The organism is Pseudomonas sp. CGJS7 (assembly GCF_036961695.1).
In genome coordinates, this window is record NZ_JBAMDI010000020.1 from 30,486 (window position 1) to 54,796 (window position 24,311).

The following is a 24,311-nucleotide window of genomic DNA, read 5'->3' on the forward strand; positions in this document are numbered from 1 at the left end:
CGCAGTGGTTCAGCACTGCACCGCTTTGACCTCGACGAACTCCGCCAGGCCCTCCTCGCCCCACTCACGGCCGTTGCCCGACTGCTTGTAGCCCCCGAACGGCGCCTGGTAGTTGAACCCGCCCCCGTTGATGAAGCACTGCCCGGCCCGTATCTGCCGCGCCAGCGCCAGGCCGTGCTCGCGGCTGCCCGCCCACACCGCGCTGGACAGGCCGAACGGCGAGTCATTGGCCAGCGCCAGCGCCTGGGCCTCGTCGGCGTAGGGGATCAGGCACAGCACCGGACCGAAGATTTCTTCCTGGGCAATGCGCATGCGGTTGTCGACGTCGGCGAACAACGTGGGCGCCACGTAGAACCCGCGCTCGAAGCCGCCGTGATCACCACCGCACAACAAGCGCGCGCCCTCCTCCTGTCCCTGGCGAATGTAGTCGAGCACCGTGCGCCGCTGGCCTGCCGAACACATCGGCCCTAGGAAATTGGCGGGGTCACGCGGGTCGCCCATGACCAGTGCGCGGGTTTCGGCCTCGGCGATTTCCAGCGCCTCGGCATAGCGGCTGGCCGGCAGCAGCATGCGGGTCAGTGCCGTGCAGGTCTGCCCCGAGTTGATCATCACGTCCTGCACGCCATAACGCACCGCAGCGTGCAGGTCGGCATCGGCGGTAATCAGCAACGGTGACTTGCCACCCAGTTCCAGGCATACCCGCTTCACCGTCGGCGCAGCCGCTTGTGCCACCCGCACCCCGGCACCGGTTGAGCCGGTGAACGACACCATGTCCACCTGCGGGTGCCGGGCCAGGGCTTCACCGACCTTGGCACCTGGGCCGCTGACCAGGTTGAACACCCCTGCCGGCAGGCCGATGGCGTCGATCATTTCGGCCAGCACAAATGCGTGTAGCGGCGTTTCCTGGCTGGGTTTGACCACCACCGTGCACCCGGCAGCCAGGGCCGGCGCCAGCTTGCCGATCATCTGGTGCAGCGGGTAGTTCCACGGGTTGATGAATGCGCACACGCCAACGGCCTCACGGTACACCAACGAGTTGCCGACTTCGCGCACCTCGTCCATCAGCCCGGCCAGTTCGGCGTATTGCTCCAACCCGGCAATCGGGCCTTCGACCTGCACCGCCTGGCACCACTGCACCGGCATGCCCAACTCGTCGGTGATGACCTCGGCCATTTGCGCCGCGCGGTTTTTCAGCTGTTCGACCAATGCCCGGATGTACCCGGCGCGCACGCTGGACGGTGTGCGCGACCAGCCATCGAAGGCCCGCCGCGCCGCCATCACCGCCCGCTCGACATCGGCCTCGGCGCCCAAGGGTACCCGGCCAATGGCCTGCTCGGTGGCCGGGTCGATCACCTCAGCCATGCCCTGCCCGCTCGGCACCTGCCAGGCGCCATCAATGTACAGCCGCGCGTACTCACGCATGGCCGTACTCCCGTCTCAGTTCGTCGGCACAGCGGGCGATGCGCTGGCAGGCATCGACCAGCGCCGCATTGCCCAGCACCAGGCCCAGGCGGATATGCCCGGCAGCACTGGGGCCGAACGCTTCGCCGGCAAGCACCGACACGCCCTGGCTGTCCAGCAGGTAGTCTGCAAAGGCCTGGGCACTTACGCCGGTCTCACGAATATCGACCATCACGAACATGCCACCATCGGGCTTCAATGCCTTGAGGCCCGGGCAGCCGGCCAGCTGCTCGCACACCAGATCGCGCCGCTCGCGGTAGGCTTCGCGCATGGCGTCCAGCTCTGGCAACGGCTGCTCCAGCGCCACCACGGCGGCATCCTGGACGAAGTCCGGCAAGCCGTAGAGCATGCACAGGGCGAGGTTTTCCAGATGCGTGGCCAGTGCTGTCGAGCTGACCACCCACCCCATGCGCCAGCCGGTCATGGCATGCGACTTGGACAGGCTGTTCAACGTTGCAGTGCGCTCGGCCATGCCCGGCAGGCTGCCGGGGCTGACATGCTCGCCTTCATACAGCAGCTCGCTGTAGACCTCGTCAGAGATCAGCCACAGATCATGGGCAATGCACAGTTCGGCCAGCGCCTCCCAAGTGGCGCGCGGCAGGCTCGCCCCCGAAGGGTTGTGCGGGCTGTTCAGCGCCAAAGCGCGGGTGCGCGGGGTAATGCGCTCGGCGACGTCACGCGGGCACACGCGAAAGCCATTCTCGGGCTTGACCGGTACCGGTACCACCTTGGCGCCACAGGCGCCGAACACGGCCTCGTAAGTGACATACATCGGTTCGGCAACGATCACCTCATCGCCTGGGTCGAGTATGCATTGGGCCACGCAGAACAGCGCGCACTGGGCACCCGCCAGCACGGTCACCTGGTCGACGCTCACCGCCTGGCCACTGCGCTGCCGGTGACGGTTGGCGATGGCCTGGCGCAGCGCCAGCTTGCCGCGTACATCGGCGTAATGGGTATGGCCAGCGCGCAGGCTGTCGATGGCCGCCTCGACGATAGGCGCGGGGGTGTCGAAGTCCGGGTCACCTACCGACAGCAGCAGGATGTCCTTACCCTCGGCCTGCAGCGCAAGGGCGCGGTAGTGAATGTCCCAGGCCGCAGCCCCGTCGCCGGCGATGCGTTGGGTAAGCTTGGCGTAGCGCATGGCAATCTCCCTTCTTTGGCGGTTTCAGTCGACGAGGATCTTCGGGTTGGAACTGCCCCACACGGTGTACAGGTCGGCCAGCAACGCGCCGTTGATTTCTTCCATCTCGGCCTGGGTGATTTCGCCCCCGGCCTGCTTGCCGAACAGCACCACTTCGTTGCCCCCCTTCACGTCCGGGAAGTCGGTGACATCGACCATCAGCGTGTTCATCGACACCTTGCCCACGACCGGCACACGGTGGCCGTTGATCAGCACATGGCCCTTGTTGGTGAATACCCGGCGGTAGCCATCGGAGTACCCGACCGTAATGTTGGCCAGCCGCGAATCACGGGCCAGGGTGAAGGTGCGGTCATAGCCCACGGTGTTGCCAGCCGGATAGCTGTGCACCGCAGCCACGTGCGATTTGAACTGCATCGCACGCTTGTACTCGGTGCGCGCCGGCACGGTGTCACCGAACAGCGCGCCCCCCGTTCGTACCATGTCCAGGCGCGCTTCCGGCACCTCCAGCGTAGCGAACGAGTTGGCGGCGTGCAGGGTGAGCTTGCTGCGGTCGAGCTTCGCGTGCTTGATCAACCATTCGGTCTGCTCGTTGAAGGCCGCCAGGCCCTTGCGGACATCGTCCTTGTCTTCCACGGCGAAGTGGGTCATCAGCGCGACCAGCTTGAGGTGCTTCTGGTCGGTAATCTGCAGCGCTTCGCCACGGCCGGACCAGGTGGCCATCTCCACCCCGTTGCGGCTCATGCCGCTGGAGTTGAGCGCCATGTGAATGCGCAAGGTCTTGCCATGGCGCGCGGCGATGGCATCGGCCTGGTGGGCAAATTCCGCGCTGCCCACCAGCTCTTCCATGTCGTACTGCAAGCCATCTTCCAGCTCGCTGAGGCTGGCCAGGCGAACCCGCACCAGTTGCCCGGTGAAGCCACTGGCGCGGACCACGCGGGCCTCCTCGTTGCTGGCCACCGCCACGCAGGGCACGCCCTGGGCGATGATCGATGGCATTACCAGGCCGATACCGTGGCCATAGGCATCGGCCTTGAGCACGGCGCACAGCTTGGACTTGCCGGCCAGCTCGGCCTGCAGCGTGCGGATGTTGTGCTGCAGGGCGCTGGCGCTGACTTCGACCCAGGCATTGCTGTTTTGCACGGTCAGGGCATTGGTACCGTTGTCCATCGACAGCGGGGGGGCGGCATACAGTGGGGCTTGGCCGGTGATCAGCAGGGCCAGGGATGCGGCCAGAAGTGTACGGCGAAATGGCATGTGGGTTTCTCTTGTTCTTTTGGTTGTTCGCGGCTTAACAGACGCAGGTGTGTTTGAGTTCGATGAAGGTCACGCCGGGTGTGGCGAAACCGCTGGCCAGGTCGGCCTGCAGCGCGTCCAGATCACGCGGCTGGCGCACCGCGCAACCAAAGGCACGGGCCAGGCCGATGAAGTCCGGATTACGCGGCAGCACGCCGACCGGCTCGATGTTCAGGCCGAGCATGTCATCGCGGATCTGCCCGAGGGCGTCGTTGTTCCACAGCAGCACCACCAACGGCCGGTCCAGTTCCTCTACAGCCGTGGCCAGCTCCTGGGCGGTATAAAGGAAACCGCCGTCGCCCACCAGCACCAGGCCTGGGCGATGGTCGGTGGCAAGCATGCCGCCAATACCGGCCGGCAGGCCGTAGCCGAGTGTGCCGTAGCCGGTCGGATGCAGCCAGCTACGTGGTGCCCGGCTGGCGAAGGCGTAGTTGCCGGTGTAGGCCAGTTGGGTCATGTCGCTGCTGATGAACGCATCGTCGGGCAGCACGGCGGCAATGCGGTCAAGAATCGCCTGATGGGTGGCCTGCAACGGTGCATGCCCATGACGAATGGCCTGGCGCAGGTTGCTCACCGCTTCGCTCGCCTGAGCAGGGTCTCGGTCGAGTGCAGGCAGGTGTTCGAGCAAACCGTCCACGGTTTGCCGGGCATCGCCCTGCAGGGCAATGGCACAGGGGTAGAAGTCGTTGAACTTGCGCGGGTCGATGTCCACGCGCAGCAGCTCGCCAGTGATCGGCAGGCGCTCGCGCCAGAAGTCGGTGTCGGCCATTTCGGTGCCTACGGCAAGCACCACATCAGCCTGGCTGATCAGTTGCCAGCCGGGTTCGACGCACAGACTGGCGCCGGCATTGAGTGGCGCGTCTGGTGGCAGCACGCCCTTGCCGGCCACGCTGGTGAACAGAGGCGCTGCCAGCCGTGTACTGAGTTGCTGCAACTGCTCAGCCGCGTGCAACGCGCCACCCCCGGCAATGATCATCGGCCGCTGGGCGGCGGCAAGCTTCAGGGCAGCCTGCTCGAGGGTTTCGCGGCACGGCTGGCCACGCCCAGGACGGCGTACCACCTCGTCGCTCCAGTCCCGGCTGACCGATGCCGCCAGCACGTCCAGCGGCACCGAAATGTGCACCGGGCGCGGCCGTTCGCTGTCGAACACTGCCCAGGCGCGAGCGATCAGCTCGGGCAAGTCGTCGCCCTGCAGGGCCACCGCAGAAAACGCCGTGATGGGCGCAGTCATGGCGCGCTGGTCCTGGGTTTCATGCAGGCAGCCCCAGCCCTTGCCCAGGCTGGCGGTGTGGTTGACGCTGGAAATCACCAGCATCGGCACCGAGTCGGCATAGGCTTGGCCGATGGGGGTGGCGACGTTGGTCACGCCTGGGCCGGTAATGACGAAACACACCCCAGGCTTGCCACTGACCCGCGCATAGCCGTCGGCCATGAAGCCGGCGCCCTGCTCGTGGCGGGTCAGTACATGGCGAATGCCACTGCCCGGCAGGCCACGGTACAGCTCCAGGGTGTGCACCCCAGGGATGCCGAACACGGTCTCCACACCGTAGTTGGCCAACAACCGCACCAGCGCCTGGCCGGCTGTCAGGGTAAGGTCATTCATGTCGTTCTCCTTGCGCCTGGCCGAGGCGGATCAGCGCGTCGACCGCGGTGGTGCCATGGGCACCGACCATCAATGGGTTCACATCCAGCTCCAACAGCTGCCCGGCGTTTTCGCAGGCGTAGTCGGCCACCGCACGGATAGCTGCGACCAAGGCGTCGAGGTCGGCAGCCGGGCGGCCACGGAAGCCTTGCAGCAGGCTGGCACTGCGCAGGTTCAGCAGTGCGGCGCGGATGGCGCTGTCGGTGGTGGGCAACAACAGGCTGACACTGTCCTTGAGCAGTTCGACCAGCACGCCGCCGGCACCGATCACCAAGGCCAGGGCAAAGTCGTGTTCACGTTTGATGCCCACTATCAGCTCGGCCAGCGGCGGCTCGGCCATGGGTTCGAGCAGTACCTGGTCGAACGCGACGTGCGGGGCGTAGACAGCGATGCGCTGGCGCATCTGCAACAGTGCAGCTTCCAGGGCGGCGGCATCACGCAGGTTCAGCGCCACCGCACCGGCTTCGGTCTTGTGCGGCAGCTGTGCGCTGACCGCCTTCAGTACCAGCGGGTATCCCACGCGGGCGGCGTCTGCCATAGCGCGTTCGGGCGTACTCAGTACGCCCGAAGGCACCGGCAGACCGAAGGCGCGCAGGGCCTGCTTGGATTGCCATTCGTCCAACAGTCGGCTTTCGCCCGTGAGGGCCTGGGGGCACAGCGGTACCCGCGCAGCCTCGCCCTGGTCCAGTAACCGCTGGCGGTTCTTTTGGTAAGCGACGATGCGCCCCCAGGCCGCCAGGCCGTCTTCCACGCCCTGCAGGGCAGCGATGCCCCGCGCATGCAGGCGCTCACGCGCACTGGCAGGCAACAGTTCCGGGAAAGCCGAGGTGACGAAGCCGATCTTGCCGTGGCGTTCAACGGCATCGCAGTACAGCCCCAGCAGCAGGTCGCATTCCTTGCGCTCGCCGGTGAAGGCCGCCGGGTAGTCCAGCACCAGCATCGCCGCGCCCGCGGCGCCGCTCAGGGTGTTGTCGAGCATGCGTTGCAGGGCGGCTTCATCGCCCCAGATGGCAGTGGTGAAGTCCAGTGGGTTGACCAGGTTGGCATAGCCCGGCAACACCTCGGCCAGTGCCGCCACCTGCCCTTGCTCGAGCTTCGGCAGTTGCAGATGGTGGCGTTCGGCATAGTCGGCAATCAGGCCGGCATCGCCGCCTGAGCAGGCCAGCGCAATCAGCTCGCCATCTGCCGGCAAGCGTCCGCAGGCTGCGGCCTTGAGCGTTTCGACAAAGCTCACCGGGCCGCTGACGCGGATCACGCCCAGGCGCTGGAACAGGCTGTCGTACAACGCATCGGAGCCGGACAACGAGCTGGTGTGGCTGAGCGCCAGTTCAGCGCCGATCTGCGAAACGCCCGTCTTCAGGGCAATGATCGGCGTACCCTGCTGCAATGCCTTGTAGGCGGCGCGTGCAAAGCCCGGCACGTTCTTCAAGCCTTCCAGGTGCAGCCCGATGGCCGTTACCCGTGGGTCGTCGAGCAGCACATCCATCAGCTCGGCCACACCCAGTTGCGCCTGGTTGCCGACCGAGGCCATGTAGGCCACCGGCAGCGAGCGGTCGCTCATGGACAGGTTGTAGGCAAAGTTGCCGCTCTGGGTGAGGATCGCCACGCCCTTCTCCACCTGCTGGCCGCCATGGGCCACCGGCCAAAGGGCTGCACCGTGCAGGTAGTCGAGCAGGCCATAGCAGTTGGGGCCGAGCAGGGCCATGTTGCCGGCCGCAGCGAGCAGGCGCTGCTGCAACTGGCAGCCCTCTTCGCCGCTTTCGGCAAAGCCGGAGGCATAGCAGATGGCACCCCCGGCGCCACGCGCGGCCAGCTCGGCAACGCACTGCAACGTCAGCTCACGGTTGGTGGCGATGAACACCGCGTCCGGGGCGTAAGGCAAGTCGGCCACGCGGGCCACGCAAGGGATGCCTTCCAGGCTTTCATGCTGCGGGTTGACCAGCCACAGCTCACCGGCAAAGCCGCCTTCGGCGCAGCGCTTGAGCGCCCGCGCCATGCTGCGCCCGCCAACGAAGGCCAGGTGCCGGGGCGCCAGCAGGCGCTTGAGGTTGTCACGAATCGATTGCGACATGGGTGTTCTCCTGGCGCTCAGCGCAGCAGCGGGCGCAGCAGTTCGCGGGCGATGATGTGCCGCTGGATTTCCGAAGTGCCCTCCCAGATGCGCTCGATACGCGCGTTGCGCCAAATGCGCTCAACCGGCCCTTCGTCCATCAGGCCCATGCCGCCGAAGATCTGCACGGCTTCGTCGGCGACCTTGCCCAGCACTTCGCTGGCAAACAGCTTGGCCATGCCGGCCTCACCGTCGGTCATGTTGCCCTGGTCCATCTTCCAGGCGGTGTGCAGGGTGAGCATCTCCGCGGCGCGGATCTGCGTGGCCATGTCGGCCAGCTTGAACGACACCCCCTGGTAGCTGCCGATGGCCTGGCCGAACTGCTTGCGGTCGGCGGCCCATTGCAGTGACAGGTCGAGGGCGCGCTGGGCCTGGCCCACGCAGTTGGCGGCGACCATCACCCGGCCGGCGGTAAGCCAGGCATTGGCCACTTCCCAACCTTTGCCCACTTCGCCCAGCACCTTGCTGGCCGGCACCCGGCAGTCGTCGAAGAACAGCTCGTAGGTGTGATAACCACGGTTGCTCACGCACTTGGGACCACGGCGGATGGTCATGCCCGGCGTACCCCGGTCGACCAGCAAGGCGGTGACCGCATTGCGCTTGCGCCCGTTGTGCTCGTAGGTGTCGGTGACCGCGAAGACGATGGCAAAATCGGCGTGGCCGGCGTGGCTGATGAAGTGCTTGCTGCCGTTGATGACAAAGTCATCGCCCTGGCGCACGGCGCGGGTCTTGATGGCGTTGGCATCCGAACCGGCACCCGGTTCGGTGAGGGCAAAGCAGTCGGTTTTCTCGCCCTGCACACAAGGCAGCAAGTAGTCGTTGATCTGCTCGTCCTTGCAGGCCATGAGGATTTTCGACGGCCGTGCAACGAAGACATGCAGCGCCCAGGACACCTTGGACAGCTCACGTTCGATCAGCGCCTGGGACAGGTAGTCCAGACCGCCCCCTCCCACTTCCTCGGGCATGTTGAATGCATAAAAACCGGCTGCGATGGCCTTGCCACGGATCTGTGCGGCCAGTTCGGGTGACACGGCGTCGGCGCGGTCCACCGCTTCCTCATGGGGCAGCAGCTCCTTGGCAACAAAGCTGCGTACCGCTTCCACCAACATTTCTTGTTCTTGGGTCAGTTGGAAATTCATCTGCGAAGGTCCTGATGAGGGTCGGGTATCGGATTACTGGCCGGTAAAACGGGGGGCGCGGCGTTCAACCGAGGCTTGCAGGGCCTCGGCGCCATCCTGGCTGCGGCCGCACAGCAGGCCGGCGTGGCGCTCGGCCTCCAGCTGCTCGGCCAGGGTGCGCCGGGCGCCGTCGCGGATCAGCTGCTTGGTCTGCGCATAGGCGAACGTCGGGCCATTGGCCAGGCGCCCGGCCAACTCGGCCGCCACGGCGGGCAGTTGCTCGTCGGCGCAGACTTCGCTGACCAGCCCAGCCGCCAGGGCACGCTCGGCGCCCCACAGTTCATCGAGGAACAACAAGCGCTTGGCCTGCTCGCTGCCGATCAGCCGTGGCAGGTGCCAGCTGGCGCCGGCATCGGGGCTGTAGCCCATGCTGGTGTAGCCGGCCTTGAAGCGCGCCGAGGCGGCGGCGATGCGCAGGTCGCAGCACAGGCTAAGGTCCATGCCACCGCCCACGGCGGTGCCGTTGATGGCGGCGATGGTGGGTTTGTCGAGGCTGTGCAGGCGCAACATCAGGGCATGGGCAGTTTCGGTCCAGCCATAGCTTTCCAGGGTGCCGGCAGCTTCGGCGGCAGCCCATTCGGCCAGGTCGGCGCCAGCGCAGAAGCTGCGGCCGCTGCCGGTCAGCACCACCACGCGTACGGCGGGGTCGTCGGCATGGCTGTCGAGCAAGGCGTGCAGTTGCTTGAGGGTGGGAATGTCCAGCGCGTTGCGCTGCTCGGGGCGGTTGAGGGTGATCCAGGCAACGCCAGCTTCGACCTTGCTCAACAGTGGCGACGACGGGGTAGTCATGGGGGCCTCGGTGTTGTTGTGATGGTTTTGGAGGGCTTGACGAGGAAGATACTAAACGAGTGTTCAACAAGACGGGGTGGGCTGTTACAACTTCGCACAACTCGGTGTTTGGCGTTACACAAGGGCGTTCGTCGTGACGGCTTTATGGCCTGTGAGATCGCGCGCCGCGCGGGCGGTGCTCGATCTCACAGGTGCTGAACATGCAGCGATTGACACCCGCCGGCGACGAGCTGCGGTGTCAAACCCCTGGTGCGCTGGGTGCGAAGGCCCCCTGCCGGCGGCGGTTGACGAAGAAGTACGCCGCATAGCACAGGGCAATGAAGCCAAAGCCCCAGTACAGCGACGGTCGTTGGGTTTCATCCAGCGCCAGGAACACGAACAGCGAGCTGCACAGGGTGATGCACAGCAGCGGCACCAGCGGGTACAGCGGCGCCTTGTACTTCAGGTCCTGCAGTTGCCCGCCGTCGCGCAGCCAGGCCTTGCGGAAGCGGTACTGCGCCAGGGCGATGACGATCCAGGTCACGGTGCCGGACATACCGCTTACCGCCATCAGCACCATGAACAGCGTGTCAGCCGCAACGAAGCTGGTCATCAGCGAAATCAGCGCAAAGCACAGGGTGATGCTGAGCGCCCGCAGCGGCACGCCACGCTTGCTCAGCGGTGACAGGCTTTTCGGTGCCATGCCAGTCTTGGACATGGCCCAGAGGATGCGCGTGGAGGCATACAACCCGGAGTTGCCCACCGAGAGGATGGCCGTGAGGATGACGAAGTTCATCAAGTCGGCGGCGTAAGGGATGCCGACCATATCGAACACCTGCACGAACGGGCTTTCCATCAGCCCGGCCTGCTCGTGCGGCACAATGGCCGACAGCACGGCAATCGCCAGCACATAGAAGATCAGCACGCGGAACACCACATTGCGCACCGCCCGCGGGATGCTTTTTTCCGGGTGCTCGGTCTCACCAGCCGCCACCCCCATGATTTCGCAACCCTGGAAGGCATAGACCACGGTCATCATCACCGCGAACACTGCCGACAGGCCATGGGGGAACAGCGACTCGCCCACCAGGTTGTTCAGCATCGGTGCGGGTGCCCCGCTGCTCAGGGGGATGGCACCGAAGATCACCAGCAGGCCAATGACGATGAAGCCGAGGATGGTTGCCACCTTGATGCCCGAGAACCAGTACTCGGCCTCGCCAAAGGCACGCGTGGCCAGGGCGTTGAGGCCGAACAGCACCACCACGAACAGCGCCGACCAGTACCAGATCGGCACCTCCGGGAACCAGCGGGTCATCAGCATGCCGGCAGCGGTGAACTCCAGGCCTACGGTGGTGGCCCAGCTCATCCAGTACACCCAGCCGATCATGAAGCCGGTGGCCGGGCCAATGTACTTGGTGGCGTGGGCCTGGAACGAACCGGACACCGGCATCTGCACCGACAGCTCACCCAGGCAGACCATCACCAGGTACATCAGCAAGCCCGCGACCAGGTAAGCCAGGATCGCGCCCACCGGCCCACCCTGATTGATGGTTACGCCCGAGCCCATGAACAGGCCGGTTCCAATAACCCCACCCAGCGACAGCATGAAGATGTGTCGGCTTTTCAGGGCGCGGGTGAGCTGGATCTTTTCAACGTTGTCAGTCATGGCGCACCTCACCATTGCGGCAGGTACGTGTGGCGATGCGAACGAGGGGCTGAGCGCTACGGCATGTCATTATTCTTGTCTCCAATAAGCCTCATGGACCGCGTGCAACACGGTTGCCATGGATTATTGGAAACGGATGTAAGGTGCCGTTGTACGAACGGATCGAAGATGTAAAAAGTCGTAAGTTTTTTGTACGTCAGCTCTGAATCAACTGTTCCAGGGTCGCACGGGCCTGGCCGAGCTGGCTTGCCAGTGGCTCGGCCAGTGCGTTCAGCGCCTGCCCATCATGCTGGCGGGCTGCGTCTTCCAGGCGTCGCAACAGCGCAGCCAGGCCAGAAAAACCCAGGGAGTCGCAACTGCCGGCCAGGCGATGGGCCAGGTGCAGCACCTCGGTAAAGTCCTGGGCTGGCAGCGCCTCGGCCAACGCCGTGGCGTGCTGCTCCAGTGACTGGCGCAACACATTCAGCAGGCCCTGCAGCTTCTGCTCGCCCAGCAGCGAGCGGTGGGTGGCCAGCAGCGACCAGTCCATGTTCGCGTCAATACCGGCCTCTTCAGTCGGCGTTGCGTCGGCCAGCGCCTGGCGCAGGTTGGCTAGCCGCAGGGGCTTGGCCAGCACACCTTGCATGCCGGCTTCCAGGTAATCCGACAGTTGCCCCGGTTGCACGCCAGCGGTCAGCGCCACTATCCGGCTGTGGTGGTTAGGCCCGGGGGTGGCGCGAAGCTGCCGGCACAGTTCCACCCCGCTCATGCCGGGCAGGTGAACGTCCAGCAGGATCAGGTCGAAGCGCCGCTGTGCGCACAACTGCAGGGCCTGCCCGGCATCCTCGGCAAAGCTCACCCGGTGGCCATCGCGCACCAGCAGGCCGCTCGCCACCTCACGGTTCAGCGCGACGTCCTCGACCACCAGGATATCCAGGCTGGCGCTGACCGACTGGGCTGGGGTATTAGCCGCAACCGGCTGCCCAAGGGCGATGTCGAGTTCGAACCAGAAGCAGCTGCCCTGCCCTTGTACACTGTCCAGGCCAATGCAGCCCCCCAGCTTTTCCACCAGGTGCTTGCAGATCGCCAATCCCAGACCGGTGCCGCCGTAGCGGCGTGCCACGGCCTCGCTGGCCTGGACGAAGCGGTCGAAGATTTTTGCCTGTACGGCCGGCTCGATGCCGATGCCGTTGTCACTGACCGACAGCCGCAGGCGCTGCGTGGTCGCATCGCTGACCAGCACCTGCACCTTGAGCCGCACCTGGCCGTGCTCGGTGAATTTGATGGCATTGGCCAGCAGGTTGCTGAGCACCTGACGCAGGTACTGCTCGGCGCCGTGCTGGTAACCGGCTAATTGCTCATCAATCTCCAGATGCAGTGTGTCGCCGTTGTCCGCGGCCATGGGTTCGAGCAGCGCCAGCACTTCCTGGCACAACTGGCGCAGCGAAAAGCCGACCAGCTCGGCGCGGCTCTCACCTTCTTCGAGCCGGGCGAAATACAGCACTTCGTTGAGAATCGCCAACAGCCCCTCGCCGGCCTTGTACAAGGCTTCCAGGCGCTGACGGTCGGCCGCTTCCAGCCGGCCACCGCGTAGCAGCTCGGCCATGCCCAGGATACCGTTGAGCGGGGTGCGCAGTTCGTGGCTCATGGTCGCCAGGAAGCGTGACTTGGCCAGGTTGGCGGCCTCGGCGTCATCCTTGGCCCGGGCCAGGCTGGCGGTACGTCGCTCGACCATGGCCTGCAGTTCGTCGCGCTTGTCTTGCAACGCCAGGCGGTCGCGCTCGCGGCGTTCAATGTCGCTGAGGATGGCGCGGCGCATATCGTCCAGGGCATTGGCCACCGTGTCGATCTCGTCAGGGCGCGATGAACGGCGGCGCCCCAGGCGCAACGGTTCCTGCCATTGGCCGGCGCCAATACGCCGGGCGAACTCGGCCATCACTTGCAGGTGGCGGGTGACCAGGCGATAGAACAGCCCCGACAGCGCCACTGCCAGGCCACACAGGAACACGCCCATCCACAGCAGGCTGGCAAGGCCGGTGGCATACAACCGATGGTGCACCGCACCCAAGTCGATACTCACTTCAAGCTCACCCAGGTGCCTGGCGGGGCCCGAGGGGGGCTGATAATCCAGGGGGAAGCGCTCGATGCGCAGCGGCCCCTTGGGTTCGGCCTCCCCTCGCAGCAGTTGAAAATCATCGCTAACCAAGCGCACCCGGGCCACGTCGGAAAAATCCACCAGGCCGCGCAATTGCGTATCCAGCTGCGCCTCGTCCAAGTCCCACAGGCTGCGCTCCAGGCTGGCGAGGTAGCCTGCGCGGATCAACGCCATGCGCGCCTCGATGTCGCGCATCTCGCGGCGGTATTCGAAGTACAGCTGCACGCTACTGGCCAGTACGGTAAAGCACAGGCTGAACAACAGGATGAACCGCAGCAGGCGGCGCAGCAGGCCATCGGTGTGCAGGCGAATCATCGGGCATCTGCCGGCAGGTTGATCATGTCGCGGTAGGTGACCTCGCTCTGCTCCAGCCAGCGCGCGATCTCGCCAGCCTGGTTCATGCGCCGCAACTGCGCGTCGATTTCGTCCATGTGCTGGCTCAGGGGTGATTGCCGCGATACGGCTACCCGCAGGTAGTCCACGCTCAGCGCGCTGGGCAATACGCGGATGTCCTGCGCGCCGGGCAGGTGCTCGATGAACAGTTGGCCGGTGCGCCGCTCCTGGATCACATAGTCGATGCGCCCGCGGATCAGCTTGCCAAAATTCTGCTGGCTGGAAGACACCCGCTCGATGTTCTGATGCCGGGCGACGAAGCGGTCGAATTCGGCGCCGTAGCTTTCGCCGTACAACAGGCCGCCACGGTAACCCGCCAGGTCCTCCAGCTGCTGGAACTGCACCGGTCGCTTGCGGTTGTAGAACACGGCCACTTCCTCGCGCACCACCGGCTCCGTGGAAAAACGCATGCGCTGGTCACGCTGGTCGCTGTTGTAGGCCAGGACCACGTCCACCCGCCCGGCGGCGGCGTCCATCAGGCAGCGCTTCCAGTTGCCCAGCACCACGGTTTGCACCTCGTAGCCCATGCGCGCGAACAGTTCACGCACCACGGTTGGGGCCAGGCCGCGCACCTGGTGGCCGTCGCTCCAGGAAATGGGCGGGTACACCGGGTAGTCACAGTAACGCACGGGCTCACTGGCACTGGCGTGCAGGGTGGGCAACGTCAAGGCCAGCGCCAACTGCCAGGCGCGAGGAATCATGCTGCCACGCTGGCGGTGAACAGGTAGCCGGTGCCGTGAATGGTGATGATCAACTGCGGTTCGGCCGGGTCGTCATGCAACTTGCGCCGCAGGCGGCCGACCAGCACGTCGATGGAGCGGTCGTTGGGCACCCACTCGCGGTTGCGAATCTGGTCCATCAACTGGTCGCGGCTGAGGGTGTGGCCGCTGTTGCGCAGGAACACGCTGAGCAACTGGAACTCGCCGTGGGTCAGCAGGGTTTGCCCGCCACGGGCGTCGATCAGGCGCCGGCGGTCGGTATCCAGCGCCCAGTCGGCGAACTGCTTCAGCGATTGCGCGCAGGCCGGGGCGGGGTGCGCCTCGCGGGCATGGCGCACGCGGCGGATCAGGTTTTTCGCCCGGGACACCAGCTCGCGGGGGTTGAGTGGTTTGATCACGTAGTCATCTGCACCGCATTCCAGGCCAACGATGCGGTCTATGTCGTCATTGCGCCCGGTGACGAGGATGATGCCAACCTCCGAGCGCACCCGCAGTTCGCGGGTCAGGGTGAGGCCGTCCTTGCCGGGCAGGCGGATGTCCAGCAGCACCAGGTCGACATCCTGGCTGGCAAGCAGGGCTTCGGCCCTTTCCGCGGTGTCGGCGCAGTGTACGTCGTAGCCCTCCTGGGACAGGTAGGCCTGCAGCAAGTCACGAATAAGCGGATCGTCATCGACGATCAATACCCGAGGCGTCATTGCGTGTTGTCTCTTTTTTATTGGTGTTGTTCTACACACTCGCGACAGCAGCGTACTCGTTACTGAACAGGTGATCAACAGCCCGCGGACAGGCTGAAGCGCCTCCGGCCACCGGCCTGCAGGCCATCGACCCAGGCCTCGCAGATGATCACGCCCTGCTCGGGGGTGAAGGTGCCGGGGTTCAGGCCCGACTCCAGCCACAGGCCGTCGAGCAAGGCGCTCAGGCTGATGGCCGCCAGGTCGGCATCGAAGCCTTGCCAGCCCTCCTCCTCGGCCAGTCTGGCCAGCAGCTGGCCAAGTTCGTTGCGGTACTCGCCGTAGGAGTGGTCGTGCACCTGGTTGATCGCGTCGGCGGTCTTCACCGCGCCCCAGAAGGCCAGCCAGGCATCGAGCAATTGCGGGTCGAGCAGCTCGGCGCAGAACGAGGCACGGAAGAACGCCGACAACCGCTCGCGGGCATTGGGCGCAGCTTGGGCCATGGCCTCGCGCAACAAACCCATCACCCGACCGGTGACGGCCATGTAAGCCTCTGCCACCAGTTCGTCCTTGCCCGCGTAATGGTGGCTGATCAGCCCGACCGAGACCCCGGCCTCGGCCGAGATCTTGCGGATTGAAGCCCCCTGGAAACCATGGCGCTTGAGGCACACCAGGGTCGCCTCGACCAGGTTGGCTTTGCGCAGTTCCGGCAGCATGCGGTGGTAGCGGGCTTCCTGAGTCATCGGTGGGTCTCTGGTTAGGGGCTGGACTGAACGACTGTACAACAAGCCGGACTGCGTGATAAACCCTAAGCGCCACTGCCCGGCAGGGCCCCCTCACAACAACAAAAGCGGCTGCCATGAACGACCTGATCACACGCGAACTGGACCAAGGCATGCTGACCCTGGCCTTCAACCGCCCCGACAAGCTCAATGCCCTGAACACTGCCATGTACCAGCTGCTGGGCGACCTGTTGCTGGCGGCAGGTGAAGACCCCGCTGTCGATGCCATCATCATCACCGGTGGGCCGCACTGCTTCAGCGCTGGCAACGACCTTCGCGACTTCCTCGACAACCCACCCAGCGACCTGGACAGCCCGGTGTTCCGCCTGATGCGGGTGGTCATGGGCCTGGACAAGCCGCTGATCGCAGCGGTCAGTGGTGCGGCGATCGGCATCGGGGCCACCCTGTTGCTGCACTGCGACCAGGTGCTGGTCAGCCGCTCGACCAAGCTGCGCATGCCTTTCGCGCCGCTGGGTGTGTGCCCGGAGTTTGGTTCCAGCCTGCTGCTGCCGCGTGTGCTTGGCCAGGCCCGGGCGGCACGCTTGCTGTTGACCAATGCATTACTGGATGGCGAACAGATGCTGGCCTGGGGGCTGGCCAATGAGCTGCATGAAAACGGCGAACAGTGCCTGGACGCTGCCCGCACGCTGGCGCGGCAGCTGCAAGGCTACCCGCAGGCGGCACTGCGGATCAGCAAGCGGCTGCTCAAGGACAGCCAGCGGGCGGAGCTGGAGGCCACGGTGGCGCGGGAAAGCCGACTGTTCATCGAGTGCTTGCGTACTGAAGAAGCGCGGGCAGTGCTGCGAGGGCTGATCAAGGGTTGAAGGGGCTGGCGCGATCTTCATGGGCGCAACTGTCTTGCGCAAACGTTGTTGCACTAGTACCCGGTCATCTCCAGATACCCGCGCCCGCCCGCACTCCCGTTCAAGCGTACCGGCCCTTCCCAATACGGGAACCGTGTCTGCATCCACGCCTGCGGCTCAACGGCATCGACCTGCACATCCACCCCATGCTCCGGCACTTGCACCCGCCAACGCGTGGGCACCTGCTTGCCGTTTTTCTGCGCAGACCAGGCCAGGGCCTGCAGCTGGAACTGTGCCGCGTCCAGCGCCATCACCTCCCCGTGTGGCCCTACCCAGGTCCCGGCGCGATACGGTTCCCCGTGGGTCTCCCGAACCTGGAACAGCATCAGCTTGGCGCCACTGTCCAGGTGCAGGGAAAACCAGTCCCAGCCGGTCTGCCCGGGCGCCAGCGGCTGACTGCTCCATTCCCGGTCCAGCCAGGCCTGCCCGGTAACCGCGATGCACAGGCTGCCACGCTGGACCTGCCCCTGGACCTGGTAGAACGGCTGGCTGTAATAGTACGAAGCCTGGCCCTTGCCTGATTTTTCGCTGTAGCCCTGCTCACCATGCAGCACCAAGGGAAGATCGCTGTGCAACTGCAAGTCATAGCGAAAACCTTCGCCACTTGCGACCATCTGCAGGTCTTCAATGCCGCCCCGGCCCTGTAACACCCAGTCATTGATCCATGCGCGAAACGGCTGGGCCTGCGCGCCGGCCTGGCCGACACCACCCCGCGCCAGGGTTTCAGCAGCCTGATGGCCACCCGGCCCGGTCAGTGCTGCATGCCCCATCCAGAGGTTCGGGCTGTTCCAGTCGGTGGTCTCCAGGCCGGGGCGCAGGGCCGAGCGGAACAGTGTCCACTGGGCGCCCCAATCTCGGCCCTGGGCGTCCTTGAGGTTGGCGGTGACATACCACCACTCGATACGAAAGCCGTCGTGGGGACCGTGGTCATGCGGGAAGACCAGACGATGATCGCGGGTCACCTGGCTGAATTCGCCAGCCTGCTGCCCGAGCCCGGCATAGCTTTGCGGTGCTGGCTGATCACAGCCGCACAACAACCCGGTCAGCAACAGCCACGCATTAAGCTTCATCGGCCAGCGGCCTCAACAGTTCGCGCGGCTGGCGGCGCGCCAGCTGCCACAGCGGCCAGACGCAGGCCAGCAGGCTGGTGAGCATGCCCAGCACGGTCAACTGCAGCAGTTGCATGGGGAACACATAGAGCGGTAACCGCCAGCCGAAGGCCTGCACGTTCACCACCGCGACCAGGCACCAGGCCAGCAGCAGCCCAAGCGGAATTGCCAGCAGCACGGTGAAGCTGCTGAGCATGAGTGTCTGTCCCAGGCTCAGCCAGACCAGTTGCATGCGCCGCACCCCCAGCGCCCACAGCGGTGCCAACTGGCCCAGCCGGGCCTGGCCCAGGGTCAGCAGGTTGATGAACAACGCCACACCGGCCACGCCAAGGGTAAGGCTGTTGAGGGCTGCGGTGGCGGCAAAGGTGCGGTTGAAGACGTCGGTCGACCAGCGTTTCAGGCGCGCCTGCTCGACCACCCGGCTGTCATCCAGGGCAAAGTGCCGTTGCAGCGCGTCCTTGAGCGATGCCCCCCCTTCAGCGCTCAGGTCGACACTCAAGCCGGCCAGGGTTGCCTGTGGCCAGTGGGCGCGCAACCAGTCGGCATTGACCAGTACATGCCCCTTGGGGTTGCCGTAATCGGCATAGATCCCCACCACGGGCATGGCTGGCGTGTCTGCGGGCAGCTTCAGGCTGTCTCCCAGTTGCAGGTTCAATCGCCTGGCCAACTGCTCACTGAGCATCACGCCTTGTCCGCTGGCCAGTTGCTGCCAGGCGCGCGAATGCTGTTCCAGCAATGGCCAGCGCGTTCGATAGGCGGGGTGATCGACAATGCCCTGCACTTGCACCGGCCAACCTTGCAGCTGCATGTCTGCACGCCAGCCGGGCAGGACCACGCTGGCCCCGGGCTGCTGCTTGAGCCACTCGACTATCTGCAAGCCTTGGGCCGTGTCCCGCGGGGTGACATACAGGTCGGCGGAGAGGCGCAGGTCAAGCCAACCGACAAACGTCTTGCGAAAACCCTCGGTCATGCTGCCCACACCAACACTGGCAGCCAGCGCCAGCAAAAGGGCGACCAACGCCAGGCTCAAGGCTGGCAGCTGCTGGCGGCTGTCAGCCACGAACCATTGCGCCAATGGCCGGTGGCAACGACGCGCCAGCCAGGCCAGTACCCGATCGAGCAAGGACGGCAACAGCAGCGCCGCCGCCAGCAACAACCCTGCCAGCATGCCGAACGCGCTAAGCAGGCCAGCCCCGAAGACACCACAGCCCAAGGCCAGCAACAGCAGCAGGCCCGCTAGCAAAGCCTGCCGTTGCAACCATGGCCCCTGCGCCAGTCGCCAGGCCTGGGGTTGCGCCAGCGCCAGCAAAGGCAATCGGGCAGCGCGCATTACACTCTGCAGCCCGGCCAGCAATGCCCCGAGTACACTTACCAGCACACCCAGCAGCCACCACCCCGCCGGCAGGCTCAACGTGCCGGCGACCTGGGCGCCATACAGACCACGCAGGCTGGCGGCCACGTCGGGCAACAGCCACGCGGCCAATGCGTAACCACTGACCACCCCGGCCAGCCCACCCACTGCCGCGAACAGGCCCAGCTCCAGCACCAGGGCACCCAGCAGGGTCTTCAGGCTGACGCCGCACGCGCGCAGGTTGCGGATCAGCCCACGGCGCTGCTCCAGCGCCAGACCGATCGCGGCGTGGGCGATGAACAAGCCGACAACGAACGCCAGCAGGCCGAGCGCGGTCAGGTTGAGGTGGAAACTGTCGGTGAGGCGCTGCAAGCCGCCATCGTCCTGCCGCGGCTGCAGTTCAAGGTAGCGGGCGATATCCGCAGGCAACGGCCCGGGCGTATCAGCCAGCAGCAGACGAGACAACTGCCCCGGTGCGTTCAGCAACGCCTGCGCGTGGCCGATGTCCACCACGATGACCCCGGGTGCCAACGCAGGCTGCAAAACCATAGGCGGCAGCAACTGCCCTTCACTGTCGCGGGTCGGCTGCCCGGGGCTTGTGTTCAGTTGACGCAAGGTGTCTGGCCCAACCCAGGCTTGCCCGGGCGAGCCGATGAACGCTTGCAGGTCGAATGCCTGCACCTGCACCCCGGCAATGCTGCTGGCAGGCGGCAGGCTCAACGGCTCGATGCCGATCAGTCGCACACTGCGTGCGGGCTCGCCCGGCAAGCGCAAGCGCCCTTCCAGCACCGGCGAAACAGCCCAGCCCAGCGTGCGCAGTTGCACGTACAACGCCTGATCGAAGCGCTCGCCATTGCGCGCGATCAGTTGCGCCTGCAACGGCCCGGTCAATACCGCGCTGGCCCGGGCATAGTCGCTGCGTGCCTGGCTGTTCAACGCCTGCACGCCGGTCCACAACGCCGTGGCCAGCCACAGGCCAGTGAAGATGCTGAAGCACTGCACACGATGGCGCCGCCAGTGGCTGAGCAGCGCCAACAGGGCCAGCGACAAAAGCTTCATCAGCCCTGCTCGGGCCGCACACGGCCGGCCTGCAGGTAGCAACGGTGCTGCAAACGCGCCGCCAGCCGCGGGCTGTGGGTCACCATCAGTACCCCGCTGCCGGCTTCGGCGACCAACTGCAGCAACAAACTCAGCACCTCGTCACTGCTGGCTTCATCGAGGCTGCCGGTCGGTTCGTCAGCCAACAGCCAGGCCGGGCGCCCGGCAAGCGCACGGCCGATCGCGACGCGCTGCTGCTGGCCGCCAGACAGTTGTTCCGGGTAACGCCCGAGCAGGTCCGCCAGGCCCAGGCGCTGCGCCAGGTAAGCCGCCCAATGCGGGTCATGCCGCCCGGCGAGACGGGCCTGGAAGGTAAGGTTCAGGCCCACGTCCAGGCTGCTGATCAGGTTGTACTGCTGAAACACCAGGCCGATCCCCTCCCGCCGCCACTGCGCCAGCGACGCTTCCGAACGGCCATCGAGCGGAACGTCGTCGATCAGAATACGGCCACTGTCCGCTCGGTCCAGGCCAGCCACCAGGTGCAGCAAAGTACTCTTGCCGCTGCCCGACTCGCCCATCAGCGCCAGGCTGCTGCCCCGCGCCAGGCGCATGTCCACCCCCTGCAAAATGGGGAGCGGGCCTTGGGGGGTGGGGAATGATTTGTAGAGTTGTTCGATGGCTAGCATCGAGTGGCCTTGATGGGTTGGGTGTCCCTTTAGGCATAGCAGGTTCGGCCAGGCCTGCTCCCGCACCGGCCACATTGATCGATCTCGCCGGTGCCTTCCTGTTCAGACGACGTGCCGCTGCGGCCGCCCCCTCGAATCGCAGAGGGGGCACCATCAATGGATCCACTAAAAACCGATAATCGCACAGAATCCGCACTTACCACGCAAAATGCATTGACCTACCACGCCGACCGCAGGTTAATGGATCCATTAAATAAAAACAAAACCCGGAGAGCCTCCCATGTACCCCAAAAACACCTGGTACGTCGCCTGCACCCCCGATGAGATCGCCACCAAACCCCTTGGCCGGCAGATCTGCGGGGAAAAAATCGTGTTCTACCGCGCCCGCGAGAACCAAGTAGCCGCCGTCGAGGACTTCTGCCCGCACCGCGGCGCACCGTTGTCGTTGGGCTATGTCGAGGACGGCAACCTGGTGTGCGGCTACCACGGCCTGGTGATGGGTTGCGACGGCAAGACCGTGTCGATGCCGGGCCAACGGGTGCGTGGCTTCCCCTGCAACAAGACCTTTGCGGCCGTCGAGCGCTATGGCTTCATCTGGGTCTGGCCCGGTGACCAGGCGCAGGCCGACCCGGCGCTGATTCCGCATCTGGAATGGGCGGTGAGTGATGAGTGGGCCTACGGCGGCGGGCTGTTCCACATCGGTTGCGACTACCGCCTGATGATCGACAACCTCATGGACCTCACCCATGAAACCTATGTGCACGCCTCCAGCATCGGCCAGAAGGAGATCGACGAGGCACCGCCGGTCACCACCGTCACCGGAGACGAAGTGGTCACCGCCCGGCACATGGAAAACATCATGGCGCCGCCGTTCTGGCGCATGGCCTTGCGTGGCAATGGCCTGGCCGACGATGTACCAGTGGACCGCTGGCAGATCTGCCGTTTCACCCCACCTAGCCATGTGCTGATCGAAGTGGGTGTAGCGCATGCCGGCAAGGGCGGCTACCACGCCGAGGCCCAGCACAAGGCGTCGAGCATCGTGGTCGACTTCATCACCCCGGAAAGCGATACCTCTATCTGGTACTTCTGGGGCATGGCGCGCAACTTCGCTGCGCACGACCAGACCCTGACCGACAACATTCGTGAGGGCCAGGGCAAGATTTTCAGCGAAGACCTGGAAATGCTCGAACGCCAGCAGCAGAACCTGCTGGCCCACCCCGAGCGCAACTTGCTGAAGCTGAATATCGACGCCGGCGGCGTGCAGTCACGCAAAGTGCTGGAGCGGATCATCGCCCAAGAGCGTGCGCCGCAGCCGCAACTGATCGCCACCAGCGCCAACCCTGCCTGAGGAACAGCCGACATGATCGATGCCGTAGTGGTATCCCGTAACGATGAAGCGCAGGGTATCTGCAGCTTCGAGCTGGCCGCGGCAGATGGCAGCCTGCTGCCGGCGTTCAGCGCCGGCGCCCATATCGACGTGCACCTGCCCGACGGGCTGGTGCGCCAGTATTCGCTGTGCAACCACCCCGAAGAACGCCATCGCTATCTGATTGGCGTACTCAACGACCCGGCTTCGCGGGGCGGCTCACGTAGCCTGCACGAGCAGGTGCAGGCCGGTGCCCGGCTGCGTATCAGTGCGCCGCGCAACCTGTTCCCGCTGGCCGAGGGTGCGCAGCGCAGTTTGCTGTTTGCTGGCGGCATCGGCATTACCCCAATCCTGTGCATGGCCGAGCAGCTGTCCCACAGCGGCCAGGCCTTCGAGCTGCACTACTGTGCCCGCTCCAGCGAACGTGCGGCGTTTGTCGAGCGGATTCGCAGCGCGCCGTTCGCTGATCGGCTGTTCGTGCATTTTGACGAGCAGCCGGAAACGGCGCTGGACATCGCCCAGGTGCTGGGCAACCCGCAAGATGATGTGCACCTGTATGTATGCGGGCCGGGCGGGTTCATGCAGCATGTGCTGGACAGCGCGAAGGGCTTGGGCTGGCAGGAGGCCAACCTGCACCGCGAGTACTTCGCCGCAGCACCGGTGGATGCCAGCAACGATGGCAGTTTCTCGGTGCAGGTGGGCAGCACGGGACAGGTGTTTGAGGTGCCAGCCGACCGGACCGTGGTGCAGGTGCTGGAAGAGAACGGTATCGAGATCGCCATGTCGTGCGAGCAGGGTATTTGCGGCACCTGCCTGACACGCGTGCTGCAGGGCACACCGGACCATCGCGATCTGTTTCTCACCGAAGAGGAACAGGCCCTGAACGATCAGTTCACGCCCTGCTGCTCGCGCTCGAAGACGCCGCTGCTGGTGCTGGATATCTGATCCGGCTTACGACGAGGGCAGGATGACTTTCATGCCCGCGTCCGCCGCTGCCCCACCAAAGGTTTCGGCATAGCGCAAGGTGGCATTGGCGTGCTCGCGCATGATCGCTTCGGCGCGGGCACCCTGGCGGTTGACCAGGGCGTCGAACACGGCGTGGTGCTGCATGTGGGCGAAGTTGAAGCGCCGGTACTCGCGAGCCAGATCATGGCGGTCCACCGCCAGTGCGGTGACCGAGGCGAATGGCAGGTGGTCGTTGCGCGCCAGGGCAACGGCAATGGCCGGGTTGTGGCTGGCGTCGATGATCACCTGATGAAAGCGCATGTTCAGGTCGTGATAGACCTGCAAGTCGTCTTCGCTCACAAAGCCCTTGTCGAACAGCTGATCGCCGTCGACCAGGCACTGTTGCAGCGCAGCGCGTGCTTGCACCGACAAGCCACGCTCAGCGGCCTGACGAGCAGCCAACCCCTCCAGCACACCGCGCACCTCGACCGCACCTGCGATGTCATCGGCGCTAACCGAGCGCACCTGAAACCCCCGGCCGCCAAAGCGCACCAGCAGGCCTTCCTGTTCCAGGGTACGAAATGCCATGCGCACCGGCATGCGTGAAACGCCGAACAGTTCAGCGGTTGGGACTTCCATCAAGCGTTCGCCGGCCGCCAGCTCGCCCGAAGCGATCATCTTGCGCAGCGCAACCAGCACCATCTGACCGGGTTTGCTCATCCAGGCGACTTCCAAAGACATGAACGGGCATCTTAGCGCAAGCCGAGGGGTTGCTGCAGGCCTGTTGTAGGAGCGGGTTTACCCGCGAAGCAGGCGACGCGGAACATGGCACCGGCTGCGCCGGTGTTCGCGGGTGAACCCGCTCCTACGGGGGGCGCGCACCAAGAAACCAACCTGGCGCAAGACATACGCCGTAAATGTAGGAGCGGGTTTACCCGCGAAGCAGGCAACGCGGTGCATGGCACCGGCTGCGCCGGTGTTCGCGGGTGAAC

At 65.3% G+C, this 24,311-nt stretch carries 19 protein-coding genes; 3 read left to right on the top strand and 16 right to left on the bottom strand.

What is annotated here, in order from left to right:
- Positions 1–9: 9 nt before the first annotated feature.
- From V7787_RS14585 to V7787_RS14640, 12 genes are all read right to left on the bottom strand, one after another.
- On the bottom strand, positions 10–1,422 hold the full coding sequence (locus V7787_RS14585) for an aldehyde dehydrogenase family protein (protein ID WP_198747292.1): 1,413 nt from the start codon (positions 1,420–1,422) through the stop codon (positions 10–12).
- Positions 1,415–2,605, bottom strand: coding sequence for a pyridoxal phosphate-dependent aminotransferase (locus V7787_RS14590; protein ID WP_198747293.1), 1,191 nt, complete (start codon positions 2,603–2,605; stop codon positions 1,415–1,417). Before V7787_RS14590 ends, V7787_RS14585 begins: the two co-directional genes overlap by 8 nt.
- 24 nt (positions 2,606–2,629) lie before the next feature.
- Complete coding sequence (gene alr / locus V7787_RS14595) at positions 2,630–3,859, bottom strand: alanine racemase (RefSeq protein ID WP_336088562.1); 1,230 nt, start codon at positions 3,857–3,859, stop codon at positions 2,630–2,632.
- 34 nt (positions 3,860–3,893) lie between these two features.
- Entirely contained in the window at positions 3,894–5,501 is a 1,608-nt protein-coding gene (locus V7787_RS14600; RefSeq protein WP_047603061.1) for a 5-guanidino-2-oxopentanoate decarboxylase, read from the bottom strand.
- Positions 5,494–7,611 carry an acetate--CoA ligase family protein gene (locus V7787_RS14605; RefSeq protein WP_336088563.1) on the bottom strand — a complete coding sequence of 706 codons (2,118 nt, stop codon included), beginning with the start codon at positions 7,609–7,611 and terminating at the stop codon, positions 5,494–5,496. The genes V7787_RS14600 and V7787_RS14605 overlap by 8 nt, the downstream gene beginning before the upstream one ends.
- Before the next feature lie 17 nt (positions 7,612–7,628).
- Positions 7,629–8,789, bottom strand: a complete 1,161-nt coding sequence (locus V7787_RS14610) for an acyl-CoA dehydrogenase family protein (RefSeq protein ID WP_003256129.1) — start codon at positions 8,787–8,789, stop codon at positions 7,629–7,631.
- Between the two features lie 33 nt (positions 8,790–8,822).
- The gene (locus V7787_RS14615) at positions 8,823–9,617 is read right to left on the bottom strand and encodes an enoyl-CoA hydratase/isomerase family protein (protein ID WP_004576437.1); all 795 of its coding nucleotides are present in this window, start codon (positions 9,615–9,617) and stop codon (positions 8,823–8,825) included.
- A 238-nt stretch (positions 9,618–9,855) separates the two neighbouring features.
- A complete protein-coding gene (locus V7787_RS14620; protein WP_003256132.1) occupies positions 9,856–11,262 on the bottom strand; it encodes an amino acid permease in 1,407 nt (468 codons plus the stop codon).
- Positions 11,263–11,458: 196 nt separating this feature from the next.
- Positions 11,459–13,711: an ATP-binding protein gene (locus V7787_RS14625; protein WP_336088564.1), complete on the bottom strand. Its 2,253-nt coding sequence runs from the start codon at positions 13,709–13,711 to the stop codon at positions 11,459–11,461.
- Entirely contained in the window at positions 13,708–14,490 is a 783-nt protein-coding gene (locus V7787_RS14630) for a substrate-binding periplasmic protein (protein ID WP_003256136.1), read from the bottom strand. The genes V7787_RS14625 and V7787_RS14630 overlap by 4 nt, the downstream gene beginning before the upstream one ends.
- Positions 14,487–15,203, bottom strand: a complete 717-nt coding sequence (locus V7787_RS14635; protein WP_003256139.1) for a response regulator — start codon at positions 15,201–15,203, stop codon at positions 14,487–14,489. Before V7787_RS14635 ends, V7787_RS14630 begins: the two co-directional genes overlap by 4 nt.
- A gap of 74 nt (positions 15,204–15,277) precedes the next feature.
- Positions 15,278–15,922, bottom strand: a complete 645-nt coding sequence (locus V7787_RS14640; RefSeq protein WP_064493056.1) for a TetR family transcriptional regulator C-terminal domain-containing protein — start codon at positions 15,920–15,922, stop codon at positions 15,278–15,280.
- A gap of 116 nt (positions 15,923–16,038) precedes the next feature.
- On the opposite strand from V7787_RS14640, the gene V7787_RS14645 reads away from it, so the two are divergent.
- On the top strand, positions 16,039–16,785 hold the full coding sequence (locus V7787_RS14645; RefSeq protein ID WP_198747300.1) for an enoyl-CoA hydratase-related protein: 747 nt from the start codon (positions 16,039–16,041) through the stop codon (positions 16,783–16,785).
- 53 nt (positions 16,786–16,838) lie between these two features.
- On the opposite strand, the gene V7787_RS14650 is transcribed toward V7787_RS14645, so the two are convergent.
- The 3 genes from V7787_RS14650 to V7787_RS14660 are packed head-to-tail and all read right to left on the bottom strand — an operon-like array spanning position 16,839 to position 21,008.
- A complete protein-coding gene (locus tag V7787_RS14650) occupies positions 16,839–17,894 on the bottom strand; it encodes a lipocalin-like domain-containing protein (RefSeq protein ID WP_198747301.1) in 1,056 nt (351 codons plus the stop codon).
- A complete protein-coding gene (locus tag V7787_RS14655) occupies positions 17,884–20,343 on the bottom strand; it encodes an ABC transporter permease (RefSeq protein WP_198747302.1) in 2,460 nt (819 codons plus the stop codon). The genes V7787_RS14650 and V7787_RS14655 overlap by 11 nt, the downstream gene beginning before the upstream one ends.
- Complete coding sequence (locus V7787_RS14660; RefSeq protein ID WP_010954570.1) at positions 20,343–21,008, bottom strand: ABC transporter ATP-binding protein; 666 nt, start codon at positions 21,006–21,008, stop codon at positions 20,343–20,345. The genes V7787_RS14655 and V7787_RS14660 overlap by 1 nt, the downstream gene beginning before the upstream one ends.
- A 280-nt stretch (positions 21,009–21,288) precedes the next feature.
- Here V7787_RS14660 and V7787_RS14665 point away from each other — a divergent pair, with 280 nt between their 5' ends.
- Positions 21,289–22,356, top strand: a complete 1,068-nt coding sequence (locus V7787_RS14665; RefSeq protein WP_010954571.1) for an aromatic ring-hydroxylating oxygenase subunit alpha — start codon at positions 21,289–21,291, stop codon at positions 22,354–22,356.
- 12 nt (positions 22,357–22,368) lie between these two features.
- On the top strand, positions 22,369–23,319 hold the full coding sequence (locus V7787_RS14670; protein ID WP_020192346.1) for a PDR/VanB family oxidoreductase: 951 nt from the start codon (positions 22,369–22,371) through the stop codon (positions 23,317–23,319).
- A 6-nt stretch (positions 23,320–23,325) separates the two neighbouring features.
- On the opposite strand, the gene V7787_RS14675 is transcribed toward V7787_RS14670, so the two are convergent.
- Positions 23,326–24,039, bottom strand: a complete 714-nt coding sequence (locus V7787_RS14675) for a GntR family transcriptional regulator (protein WP_003256147.1) — start codon at positions 24,037–24,039, stop codon at positions 23,326–23,328.
- Positions 24,040–24,311 lie beyond the last annotated feature (272 nt).